The organism is Cronobacter sp. EKM101R (assembly GCF_963888145.1).
GTDB lineage: Bacteria > Pseudomonadota > Gammaproteobacteria > Enterobacterales > Enterobacteriaceae > Cronobacter > Cronobacter turicensis.
Map to the genome: position 1 here is coordinate 1 of NZ_CAWPHW010000005.1, position 11,349 is coordinate 11,349.

Sequence of the window (11,349 nt, forward strand, 5' to 3'; positions counted from 1 at the left end):
GGGAACTGCCAGGCATCAATTAAAGAACCCCTCAGCACCGCTGAGGGGTTTTTGCTTTTATAGGTAAAAAAGCCTTGTGCGAAAGCATGGGGCTTTTTTTGTGTCTATGCCTTACTGATCATAGACAACACACACGGCTTCACCATCGCTCACGCCTTTCTACCGGCCTCTTATACTTAACAACGCAGCATCATTCCCCGTGAAACATTTTCACCTTTCATACTCCCGCTCGACATTCGCGCCATTCCTGGTTATTGTTGGCTGTCTGGATGTCTAAACGTATAAACGTATGTTGTGAGGAAAAGGTTATGCCGATTCGGGTGCCTGATGAGTTACCAGCCGTCAATTTTCTGCGTCAGGAAAATGTCTTCGTGATGACCACATCACGCGCCAGCGTTCAGGAGATCCGACCGCTCAAGGTTTTGATCCTGAATCTGATGCCCAAGAAAATCGAAACGGAAAATCAGTTCCTGCGGCTTCTCTCTAACTCCCCTCTGCAGGTGGATATCCGCCTGCTGCGTATCGACAGCCGTGAATCACGCAACACACCTGCGGAGCATCTCAACAACTTCTATTGTAATTTCGAAGATATCTGCGACGACAACTACGATGGTCTCATCGTCACCGGCGCCCCGCTGGGTCTGGTAGAATTTAACGATGTCGCCTACTGGCCGCAGATCCAGCAGGTGCTCGAGTGGGCGAAAGAGCATGTGACCTCCACGCTTTTTGTCTGTTGGGCCGTACAGGCGGCGTTAAATATCCTCTATGGCATTCCCAAGCAGACGCGGCAGGAGAAAATCTCCGGCGTTTACGAGCACCACATCACGCAGCCGCACGCGTTGCTGACCAAAGGGTTTGACGATTCTTTCCTGGCGCCACATTCGCGCTATGCTGATTTCCCGGCGGCGCTTATCCGCGACTATACCGATCTCGATATTCTGGCCGAATCGGAAGAGGGCGACGCTTACCTGTTCGCCAGTAAAGACAAACGTATCGCGTTCGTTACCGGTCATCCGGAGTACGACGCCTTAACGCTTGCCGGCGAATATTTCCGTGATGTTGAAGCCGGTCTGGCGCCGCGGGTGCCGTATAACTATTTTCCCGGCGACGACCCGACGAAAACGCCGCGCGCGACCTGGCGCAGCCACGGTAATCTGCTTTTCACCAACTGGCTCAATTACTATGTGTATCAGATCACGCCATACGATCTGCGCCATATGAATCCCACCCTCGAATAATCTCCTGCATGCGCGATCCTTAAGCGTTTCAGCACTCCTCATAAGGCACCTTCGGGTGCCTTTTTTGTTTTTGAAAATTGATTCATTCATCAGGGATAGTTTATTTACTTTCTAATCAAATAGTTAAATCAATATCTATATTAAAATGGAAATTGTTTTTGATTTTGGAAAAAGAATGAGTAGTCTTAATGATGCTGTACGAAATCTGAACGTAAGAGATCGCGTACGCCTGCTATGGGGAATCTTTTGGATCAAAACCGAGGAGCGCTGCTATGAATCAACAGGCAATGACCGCAGAACTGGCTTTCAGCCAGCCTTTTGGCGAGCAGGAACGGCAGATCCTGACGCCGGAAGCCGTCGACTTTCTTACCGAACTGGTGGCGCGCTTTACGCCGCAACGCAACAGTCTGCTTGCTGCACGTCAGCAGGTACAGAAAGAAATTGATGGCGGAAAGCTGCCTGACTTTCTTTCGGAAACGGCTTCCATTAGAAATGGCGACTGGAAAATTCGCGGCATTCCTGAGGATCTCGTCGACCGGCGCGTCGAGATAACCGGCCCGGTTGAGCGCAAAATGGTCATCAATGCGCTCAACGCGAACGTTAAAGTGTTTATGGCGGATTTCGAGGATTCACTGGCGCCCGCGTGGAGTAAAGTGATCGAGGGGCAGATCAACCTGCGCGATGCGATTAAAGGCACGATCGCCTGGACCAACGAGGCGGGCAAGATTTATCAGCTCAAGCCAAATCCCGCCGTGCTGGTCTGCCGTGTACGCGGCCTGCACCTGCCGGAGAAACATGTCACCTGGCGCGACGAGCCTGTGCCCGGCAGCCTGTTTGATTTCGCGCTCTACTTCTTCCACAACTACAAAAATTTGCTGGCAAAAGGCAGCGGCCCCTATTTCTATCTGCCGAAAACACAGTCCTGGCAGGAGGCGGCCTGGTGGAGCGACGTCTTCAGTTACGCCGAAGATCGCTTCAACCTGCCGCGCGGCACCATCAAAGCCACGCTCCTTATCGAAACCCTGCCCGCGGTTTTCCAGATGGATGAAATCCTGCACGCGCTGCGCGACCATATCGTCGGGCTTAACTGCGGTCGCTGGGATTACATCTTCAGCTATATCAAAACCCTCAAGAATCACCCGGACCGCGTCCTGCCAGACAGGCAATCCGTCACCATGGATAAACCCTTCCTGAGCGCCTATTCACGGCTCCTCATTAAAACCTGCCACCGCCGCGGCGCGTTCGCGATGGGCGGCATGGCGGCGTTCATCCCGAGTAAAGATACCGAGCGCAATAACTGGGTGCTCAACAAAGTGAAGGCAGATAAAGAGCTGGAAGCGGCGAATGGTCACGACGGCACCTGGATTGCCCACCCCGGTCTTGGCGATACGGTCATGGCTGTTTTCAATGCCGCGCTGGGCGAGCGTAAAAATCAGCTGCATGTATTGCGGGAAGACGACGCGCCCATCACCGCTGCGCAACTGCTTGAGCCATGCCCTGGCGAGCGTACGGAAGAGGGGATGCGCGCCAACATTCGCGTGGCGGTGCAATACATCGAAGCGTGGATCTCCGGCAACGGCTGCGTGCCGATTTACGGGCTGATGGAAGATGCCGCGACGGCGGAAATTTCACGCACTTCCATCTGGCAGTGGATACACCACCAGAAAACGCTCAGCAACGGCAGCAAAGTCACCAAAGCGCTTTTCCGCCAGATGCTGGCCGAAGAGATGCGGGTGATTCAGGAGGAGCTTGGCGAGCAGCGCTACAGCCACGGCCGTTTTGACGAGGCCGCCCGCCTGATGGAGCAAATCACCACGTCCGACGACCTCATCGACTTCCTGACGCTGCCGGGCTATCGCCTGCTGGCCTGATCCTACACCACAACAACACGGAGCATCTGCCATGACAACAACACGTACCCAACAGATTCAGCAGTTAGAGCAGGAATGGACAAACCCGCGCTGGGAGGGCATTCGCCGTCCTTATAGCGCGCAGGACGTGGTGAAATTACGCGGTTCGGTCAATCCGGAATGCACGCTGGCGCAGCTTGGCGCGGCAAGAATGTGGCGTCTGCTGCACGGCGAGTCGAAAAAGGGCTACGTCAACAGCCTGGGCGCGCTGACTGGCGGACAGGCATTGCAGCAGGCGAAGGCGGGGATCGAGGCGGTATATCTTTCCGGCTGGCAGGTCGCGGCAGACGCCAACCTTGCCGCCAGCATGTATCCGGATCAGTCCCTCTATCCGGCGAACTCCGTGCCGGCGGTGGTGGAGCGGATCAACAACACGTTTCGTCGCGCCGATCAGATCCAGTGGGCGGCGGGCATTGAGCCTGGCGATCCGCGCTATGTCGATTATTTTCTGCCGATCGTAGCCGATGCCGAGGCGGGCTTTGGCGGCGTGTTGAATGCGTTCGAGCTGATGAAAGCGATGATTGAAGCCGGTGCGGCGGCGGTACATTTCGAAGATCAGCTCGCCTCGGTGAAAAAGTGCGGCCATATGGGCGGCAAAGTGCTGGTGCCCACCCAGGAAGCTATCCAGAAGCTGGTCGCAGCGCGGCTCGCGGCAGACGTCATGGGCGTTCCGACGCTGCTGATTGCGCGCACCGATGCCGATGCGGCGGATCTCATCACCTCCGACTGCGATCCGTATGACAGTGAATTCATTACCGGCGAGCGCACCAGCGAAGGCTTCTTCCGTACCCGCGCGGGCGTCGAGCAGGCGATCAGCCGAGGGCTGGCCTATGCGCCGTACGCGGATCTGGTGTGGTGCGAAACCTCCACGCCGGATCTCGACCAGGCGCGACGCTTCGCCGAAGCCATCCACGCCCGCTTCCCCGGCAAGCTGCTGGCGTATAACTGCTCGCCGTCGTTCAACTGGAAGAAAAAGCTCGACGACAAAACCATCGCCTCTTTCCAGGAGGACCTGTCGGCGATGGGGTACAAATACCAGTTCATTACGCTCGCGGGCATTCACAGCATGTGGTTCAACATGTTCGATCTCGCCCACGCCTACGCCCAGGGCGAAGGGATGCGGCATTACGTCGAGAAAGTGCAGCAGCCGGAATTTGCCGCGGGCAAAGAGGGTTACACCTTCGTGTCGCACCAGCAGGAGGTGGGCACCGGTTACTTCGATAATGTCACGACCATTATCCAGGGCGGCGTGTCGTCCGTGACGGCGTTAACCGGCTCGACCGAAGAAGCGCAGTTCTGACGCTGTCTCAGGGAGCGCATCCACCGGGAGTCAGCGGCGGGTGCGCGCCGCTTACCCGCCCTACAGTCCATTGGATGTTGTCCAGGGTGGATAAGCGCAGCGCATCCACCAATTGTCAGCGGCGGGTGCGCGCCGCTTACCCGCCCCACAGCCCATTGGATTTTGTCCTGGGTGGATAAGCGCAGCGCATCCACCACATGCTTATGGCGGAGGCGCATGGTCTGCCATACCTTTTATTTTCACACACGGAGCCTGCCTATGCCGTCGCGTGGACTCGAGCTACTCATCGCCCAAACCATCCTGCAAGGGTTTGATGCGCAATACGGTCGTTTTCTGGAAATCACGGCGGGCGCGCAACACCGCTTTGAACAGGCCGACTGGCACGCCGTCCAGCAGGCGATGAAAAGCCGTATCCATCTCTACGATCACCATGTCGGGCTGGTGGTGGAGCAGTTGCGCTGCATTATGGAAGGGAAAGCCACCGACCCCGATTTTCTGCTGCGCGTGAAGCGCCATTACACCGATCTGCTTCCCGATTACCCGCGCTTTGAAATCGCCGAAAGCTTTTTTAACTCGGTTTACTGCAGGCTTTACGATCACCGCTCGCTCACGCCGGACCGGTTGTTTATTTTCAGCTCCCAGCCTGAGCGACGCTTTCGCACCATGCCGCGGCCGCTCGCAAAAACGTTTTTTCCGGAGCAGGGCTGGGAGCCGCTGCTGACGACTTTGCTCTCCGATCTCCCTCTGCGCTTGCCGTGGCAGGATCTGACGCGCGATGTCCGCTACATCATCGCGCATCTCAACGAAACGCTCGGCCCGGCGCGCCTCGCGCAGGCGCATCTGGAAGTGGCGAACGAACTCTTCTACCGCAACAAAGCCGCCTGGCTGGTGGGTAAACTACGCCTGCCCGACGCCACGCTGCCTTTTCTGTTGCCTGTCCACCGCAGCGACGACGGCGAACTGTTTGTCGACACCTGCCTCACCGGCAGCGCCGGGGCGAGCATCGTTTTCGGCTTCGCACGCTCCTACTTTATGGTGTACGCGCCGCTGCCCGCCGCCCTCGTGGAGTGGCTGCGCGAGATCCTGCCGGGTAAAACCACGGCCGAACTCTATATGGCGATTGGCTGTCAGAAACACGCCAAGACCGAAAGCTACCGCGAATATCTCCACTATCTGCGTCACGCCGACGAGCAGTTTATCGAGGCGCCGGGCATTCGCGGCATGGTGATGCTGGTCTTCACGCTGCCGGGGTTCGACCGGGTCTTTAAAGTCATCAAAGACCGCTTCGCCCCGCAAAAGGAGATGAGCGAAGCGCACGTACGCGCCTGCTACCAGCTGGTGAAAGAGCACGACCGCGTCGGGCGCATGGCGGATACCCAGGAGTTTGAAAACTTCGTCATTGAAAAACGGCATATCAGCCCGGATCTGATGGCGCTGTTGCGCCAGGAGGTCGGGCAGAAGCTCACCGACATGGGCGATAAAATTTCTGTCAGCCATCTCTATATCGAGCGCCGTATGGTGCCGCTCAATCTGTGGCTGGAGCAGGCGACGGGCCAGCAGTTGCGCGACGCTATCGAAGAGTATGGCAACGCCATCCGCCAGCTCGCCGCCGCTAACATCTTCCCCGGCGATATGCTGTTTAAAAACTTCGGCGTCACGCGCCACGGGCGGGTCGTCTTCTACGATTACGATGAGATCTGCTACATGACCGAAGTGAATTTTCGCGATATCCCGCCGCCGCGCTACCCGGAGGACGAACTCAGCGCCGAGCCCTGGTACAGCGTGGCGCCCGGCGACGTCTTTCCGGAGGAGTTTCGCCACTGGCTCTGCGCCGACCCGAAAATCGGCCCATTGTTTGAAGAAATGCACAGCGATCTGTTCAGCGCCAGCTACTGGCGCGCGCTACAGACGCGCATTCGTGAAGGGTATGTGGAGGATGTGTACGCGTACCGCCGACGCCAGCGTTTCTGCGTGCGCTGGAAAAACCACAACGGCCACCCTGAGGCAGCCGTTGCGAATATCGCGCCCTCGGTCGTGGGCGAGGGATAAGGCGAAGGCGTCAGGGGAAAACGTCTGACGCCCGTCAGCCGATTAACGAACGCCGCCGTAAGCCAGCGTCACTTCTTTCGCCGCGCGGATCACCAGCGCGCCTAACTCCGTCACGCGATCGTCAGTCATGCGTGAAATCGGGCCGGAGATAGAAATCGCGGCGAACGCCTCGTGATGCTCGTCGTAAATACAGGCCGCCACGCAGCGCAGGCCGAGCGCGTGCTCTTCATCATCAAAGGAGTAGCCGCGCTTGCGCGTCTGGGCGAGATCGTCTTTCAGGTGCGCAGGCGCCACCAGCGTCGCATGCGTATAGGCTTTCAGCCCCTGACGGTGCAGCAGTGCAGACACATCCTCATCGCTTAACTGCGACAAAAACGCTTTCCCGGCGCCGGAGGCGTGCATCGGCAGCTTGCCGCCAATCGGTGCTGACATGCGCATTAGCTGAGTACACTGCACCTGGTCAATAATAATGGCCTGATGATCGCTCTTATCCAGCACCGCGAGATTCACGGTTTCGCCGGAGTCTTCCATCAGCGTGCGCAGAATCGGATGCACAATCGCCAGCAGGTTACGGCTTTGCAGGAAACTGCTGCCGATAATAAAGGCATGGGCACCGATAGCCCAGTGGCCGAGATCGCCCACCTGGCGCACAAAGCCCAGCTGCTGCATGGTGGTAAGCAGGCGGTGAGTGGTGGAATTCGGCAATCCGGCCTGCTGCGCCAGCTCCGTCAGCGCCACGCTACCTTGCGATTCGGCTATCCACTCCAGCAGCTTCAGGCCGCGCGTGAGCGACTGCACCTGGCCCGTCGCCTGCGGGGCGGCGGTAGTGGCGGCGTTGCGGGGCTTTTTGCCACGTTTAGCGGGTACGGTAGCGACCATAGCGGCCTCCTTTTCTGTATCGTGGAAATCATTTTCGTTTTATTTGGCGATAATGCAACCGCCAGGCAACTCATCGGAGCAGTCAATTATGAACATGTCTCACGTTGCCGCCGCGCGCCTTTCCCGCCCGATCGCTTTATGCCAGTATGGTTTGTTGGCCTTGGTGGCCTGGGTTGAGTCGAGTATCAGGAGCATATGTGAGTAGCAAATCTGAGCAGCTGCGCCGGCAATTAGCTGAACGCATTATGGTGCTGGACGGCGGTATGGGCACCATGATCCAGAGCTATCGTCTGGATGAAGAGGATTTCCGCGGCGAGCGCTTTGCCGACTGGCCGTGCGATCTTAAAGGCAACAACGACCTGCTGGTGCTCACCAGGCCAGATATCATTGCCGCGATCCACTACGCCTACTTCGAAGCGGGCGCCGATATCATCGAGACTAACACGTTTAACTCGACGACCATCGCGATGGCGGATTACCAGATGGAATCGCTGTCGGCGGAAATCAACTACGAAGCCGCGCGACTGGCCCGCGCCTGCGCCGACGAATGGACCGCGCGCACGCCGGAAAAACCGCGTTATGTGGCCGGTGTGTTAGGGCCCACTAACCGTACAGCTTCGATTTCTCCTGATGTGAACGACCCGGCCTTCCGTAATGTCACTTTCGATCAGCTGGTGGACGCCTACCGCGAATCCACGCGCGCGCTGATTGAAGGCGGCTCGGATCTGATTCTTATCGAAACCGTGTTCGATACCCTTAACGCCAAGGCCGCGATTTTCGCCGTGAAGACGGAGTTCGAGGCGCTCGGCGTTGAGCTGCCGATGATGATTTCCGGCACGATAACCGATGCCTCGGGCCGCACGCTGTCGGGCCAGACCACCGAAGCGTTTTATAACTCTCTGCGCCATGCCGATGCGCTCACGTTCGGTCTTAACTGCGCACTGGGCCCGGATGAACTGCGTCAGTATGTGGCGGAGCTGTCGCGCATCGCCGAGTGTTACGTCACCGGGCACCCCAACGCGGGCCTGCCGAACGCCTTTGGCGAATATGATTTAGACGCTGACGTGATGGCCGCGCAAATCCGCGAGTGGGCGGAATCGGGCTTCTTAAATATCGTCGGCGGCTGCTGCGGCACCACGCCGGCGCATATCGCCGCCATGAGCCGCGCGGTGGAGGGCTTACCGCCGCGTAAACTGCCGGAGATCCCCGTCGCCTGCCGCCTGGCGGGCCTTGAACCGCTCAACATCGGCGACGATTCCCTGTTTGTGAACGTCGGCGAGCGCACCAACGTCACCGGCTCGGCCAAATTTAAGCGCTTAATCAAAGAAGAGAAATACAGCGAAGCGCTGGATGTGGCGCGTCAGCAGGTCGAAAGCGGCGCGCAGATTATCGATATCAACATGGATGAGGGGATGCTCGACGCCGAAGCGGCGATGGTGCGTTTCCTTAACCTCATCGCGGGCGAGCCAGATATCGCCCGCGTGCCAATCATGATTGACTCCTCGAAATGGGATGTTATCGAGAAAGGCCTGAAATGCATTCAGGGCAAAGGCATCGTTAACTCAATTTCCATGAAAGAGGGCGTCGAGGCGTTTGTGCACCACGCCAGACTGGTGCGCCGCTACGGCGCCGCGGTGGTGGTGATGGCGTTTGACGAAGTGGGCCAGGCCGATACCCGCGAGCGCAAAATTGAAATCTGCCGCCGGGCGTACAACATCCTCACCGAAGAAGTCGGGTTCCCGCCGGAAGATATTATTTTCGACCCGAATATCTTTGCGGTGGCGACAGGCATCGATGAGCACAACAACTACGCGCAGGATTTTATCGGCGCGTGTGAAGACATTAAACGCGAGCTGCCGCATGCCCTGATCTCCGGCGGCGTCTCCAACGTCTCGTTCTCGTTTCGCGGCAACGACCCGGTTCGTGAGGCGATCCACGCCGTGTTCCTCTACTACGCCATCCGCAACGGCATGGACATGGGCATCGTTAACGCCGGACAGCTGGCGATTTACGACGATCTGCCCGCCGAACTGCGCGACGCGGTGGAAGACGTCATCCTTAACCGCCGCGACGACGGCACTGAGCGGTTGCTGGCGCTTGCCGAAAAATACCGCGGCAGCAAAGCGGACAGCGCCGCTGACGCTCAGCAGGCCGAGTGGCGCTCGTGGGATGTCAAAAAACGCCTCGAATATTCGCTGGTGAAAGGCATTACCGAGTTTATCGAGCAGGATACCGAAGAGGCGCGCCAGCAGGCGGAACGTCCTATTCAGGTGATTGAAGGCCCGCTGATGGATGGCATGAATGTGGTCGGCGATCTGTTCGGCGAGGGGAAAATGTTCCTGCCGCAGGTGGTGAAATCCGCTCGAGTCATGAAGCAGGCCGTGGCGTACCTGGAGCCATACATTCAGGCCAGTAAGGAAGTGGGCAAGAGCAACGGCAAAATCGTGCTCGCGACCGTGAAAGGCGACGTGCATGACATCGGCAAAAACATCGTCGGCGTGGTGTTGCAGTGTAATAACTACGAGATTATCGATCTCGGCGTGATGGTGCCGACGGATAAAATCCTGAAAACGGCGCGTGAAGTGAACGCCGATATCATCGGGCTCTCCGGGCTTATCACGCCGTCGCTGGATGAGATGGTGAACGTGGCGAAAGAGATGGAGCGCCAGGGCTTTACCCTGCCGTTGCTCATCGGCGGCGCGACTACCTCGAAAGCGCATACGGCGGTGAAAATCGAGCAGAACTACAGCGGACCGACGGTTTATGTCCAGAACGCGTCACGCACCGTGGGCGTGGTCTCTTCGCTGCTCTCCGACACGCTGCGCGACGACTTCGTCGCGCGCACCCGCAAAGAGTATGAAACCGTGCGTATTCAGCACGGGCGCAAAAAGCCGCGCACGCCGCCGGTGACGCTCGCCGCCGCGCGTGAAAACGATCTGGCGTTCGACTGGGAAAGCTACACGCCGCCCGCCGCGCACCGTCTGGGCGTGGAAGAGGTGGTGGCGAGCATCGAGACGCTGCGTAATTACATCGACTGGACGCCGTTCTTTATGACCTGGTCGCTGGCCGGGAAATACCCGCGCATTCTGGAAGATGAGGTTGTGGGCGAAGAGGCGCAACGCCTGTTCAAAGACGCCAACGAGATGCTCGACACACTGAGTGCCGAAAAATCCCTGACGCCGCGCGGCGTGGTGGGCATTTTCCCGGCGAATCGCGTCGGCGACGATATCGAAATCTACCGCGACGAGACGCGCACGCAGGTGTTGTCAGTAAGTCATCACTTACGCCAGCAGACCGAGAAAGTGGGCTTTGCGAACTACTGTCTGGCGGATTTTGTGGCCCCTAAACACAGCGGCAAAGCCGATTACCTCGGCGCGTTCGCCGTGACCGGCGGGCTGGAGGAGGACGCGCTGGCGGACGCCTTCGACGCGCAGCACGATGATTACAATAAAATCATGGTGAAAGCGGTGGCGGACCGTCTGGCGGAAGCGTTCGCCGAGTATCTGCATGAGCGCGTGCGTAAAGTGCTGTGGGGCTACGCGCCGTATGAAAACCTCAGCAATGAGGAGCTCATCCGCGAGAACTATCAGGGCATCCGCCCGGCGCCTGGCTATCCGGCCTGCCCGGAGCACACCGAGAAATCGGCCATCTGGGAACTGCTCGACGTGGAAAACCGCATCGGCATGAAGCTCACCGAATCCTACGCCATGTGGCCGGGGGCGTCGGTTTCCGGCTGGTATTTCAGCCACCCGGAAAGCAAATATTTCGCCGTAGCGCAGATCCAGCGCGACCAGGTGGAGGATTACGCGCGGCGCAAAGGGATGAGCGTGAGCGAGGTGGAGCGGTGGCTCGCGGCGAACCTCGGCTACGACGCGGATTAGCGTCCGGCATTCTTGCCTGGCAGCGCCATCCGCTTTCCGGTGGGTGCGCTGCGCTTACCCACCCTACAACGGATTAAACCCGTAAGAGGAAC

General features: G+C 58.4%; 6 protein-coding genes. 5 read left to right on the top strand and 1 reads right to left on the bottom strand.

Translation table 11 applies throughout. The features are described from left to right. Nucleotides 1-308 precede the first annotated feature (308 nt). The 4 genes from metA (at nt 309) to aceK (ending at nt 6,497) form a co-directional block, all read left to right on the top strand. Nucleotides 309-1,238 (top strand): homoserine O-acetyltransferase MetA, encoded by a 930-nt coding sequence (gene metA / locus AACV31_RS05830; RefSeq protein WP_105538309.1) that lies wholly within the window; start codon nt 309-311, stop codon nt 1,236-1,238. 272 nt (nt 1,239-1,510) lie between these two features. Continuing rightward, nucleotides 1,511-3,109 carry a malate synthase A gene (gene aceB, locus AACV31_RS05835; RefSeq protein WP_165156529.1) on the top strand — a complete coding sequence of 533 codons (1,599 nt, stop codon included), beginning with the start codon at nt 1,511-1,513 and terminating at the stop codon, nt 3,107-3,109. 31 nt (nt 3,110-3,140) lie between these two features. Beyond that, the gene (gene aceA, locus AACV31_RS05840; protein WP_165156531.1) at nt 3,141-4,448 is read left to right on the top strand and encodes an isocitrate lyase; all 1,308 of its coding nucleotides are present in this window, start codon (nt 3,141-3,143) and stop codon (nt 4,446-4,448) included. 258 nt (nt 4,449-4,706) lie between these two features. Further along, nucleotides 4,707-6,497, top strand: coding sequence for a bifunctional isocitrate dehydrogenase kinase/phosphatase (gene aceK / locus AACV31_RS05845; RefSeq protein WP_161589558.1), 1,791 nt, complete (start codon nt 4,707-4,709; stop codon nt 6,495-6,497). A gap of 42 nt (nt 6,498-6,539) precedes the next feature. Here the strand turns inward: aceK and iclR are convergent, their stop codons facing one another. Next, nucleotides 6,540-7,376: a glyoxylate bypass operon transcriptional repressor IclR gene (gene iclR, locus AACV31_RS05850; RefSeq protein WP_015742688.1), complete on the bottom strand. Its 837-nt coding sequence runs from the start codon at nt 7,374-7,376 to the stop codon at nt 6,540-6,542. A gap of 197 nt (nt 7,377-7,573) precedes the next feature. On the opposite strand from iclR, the gene metH reads away from it, so the two are divergent. Then, nucleotides 7,574-11,257 carry a methionine synthase gene (metH, locus tag AACV31_RS05855; protein ID WP_161589557.1) on the top strand — a complete coding sequence of 1,228 codons (3,684 nt, stop codon included), beginning with the start codon at nt 7,574-7,576 and terminating at the stop codon, nt 11,255-11,257. The last annotated feature ends 92 nt before the right edge of the window (nt 11,258-11,349 follow it).